This window comes from Amycolatopsis sp. NPDC003676 (assembly GCF_053587275.1).
Window position 1 is genome coordinate 1 of sequence record NZ_JBSFNS010000341.1, and the last position, 1,222, is coordinate 1,222.

The 1,222-nt window shown below is 67.5% G+C and carries 2 protein-coding genes; both read right to left on the reverse strand.

The genetic code is table 11. The features are described from left to right. On the reverse strand, positions 1–851 hold an 851-nt coding region (locus ACWDNU_RS46255; protein ID WP_449673497.1), incomplete at its 3' end, for a PhoH family protein. A gap of 250 nt (positions 852–1,101) precedes the next feature. Then, complete coding sequence (locus ACWDNU_RS46260; protein WP_449673498.1) at positions 1,102–1,221, reverse strand: 16S rRNA (uracil(1498)-N(3))-methyltransferase; 120 nt, start codon at positions 1,219–1,221, stop codon at positions 1,102–1,104. Between the last annotated feature and the right edge of the window lies 1 nt (position 1,222).

Consider the following 1,222-nt stretch of genomic DNA (forward strand, 5'->3'; position numbering starts at 1 on the left):
TCGTCGATGTCGGTGAGGATCTCCGCGGCCGCCCGCAGACCCGAGCGCTGCCCGTTGGGCAGGTCGACCTGCGAGATGTCACCGGTGACCACCATCTTCGAACCGAAGCCCAGGCGGGTCAGGAACATCTTCATCTGCTCGGCCGTGGTGTTCTGCGCCTCGTCGAGAATGATGAACGAGTCGTTGAGGCTGCGGCCACGCATGTACGCCAGCGGCGCGACCTCGATGACACCCGAGGCGAGCAGCTTGGGGATCGCTTCCGGGTCCATCATGTCGTGCAGCGCGTCGTAGAGCGGCCGCAGATACGGGTCGATCTTGTCGTTGAGCGTGCCGGGCAGGAAGCCGAGCCGCTCGCCGGCCTCGACCGCGGGCCTGGTCAGGATGATGCGGGTGACCTGCTTGGACTGCAGGGCCTGCACCGCCTTGGCCATCGCCAGGTAGGTCTTGCCGGTACCGGCGGGACCGATGCCGAACACGATGGTGTTGGCGTCGATCGCGTCGACGTAGCGCTTCTGGTTCAGCGTCTTGGGCCGGATGGTCTTGCCGCGGCGCGACAGGATGTCCAGGCTCAGCACCTCGGCGGGCGATTCGGACACGCCCTCGGTGAGCATCGAGACGGTGTGCCGGACCGCTTCGGGGGTGATCACCCGATTGCGGCCGGTCAGCGCCACGAGCTGCTCGATGACGCGCTCGGCCAGCGCCACATCGCCGGCCTTACCGGTGATGGTGACGGTGTTGCCGCGGACGTGGATGTCGGCCGGGAGCAGCTTCTCGAGCTGACGAAGATTCTGGTCGGCCGAGCCGAGGAACGGGAAAACAGACTCCGGGGCGAGTTCGATGCTGGAACGCACTGTTCGCGCCGCGGGACCCGCGTTGTTACCGCCTGCGCCGATGCCTGATACGGGGTTGGTGGGGTCGCCGATCTCGCCTGAGTTCTTCAAAAGTGGCTATGGCCTGCTTCCGGTCTCGACTGTGTGTTCGATGAGCACAGTTTAACGCGCGGCACCGACACCGCCCAGCGATATAACGGCGGGATCGGCCGAACCGCGATCGACCGGTGATCGCAGGTCACGAGCGGGCGGCGGCCGCCGGGCGGGTGATCTACCAGCGCGGAGTGAGCGCGCCGAGGGCACCGAGTGCCACCGCGGCGGCCGTGGAGGTACGCAGCACGGTCGGGCCGAGCACCACGTTGGTGGCCCCCGCCTCGGCCAGCGCGGCCAGT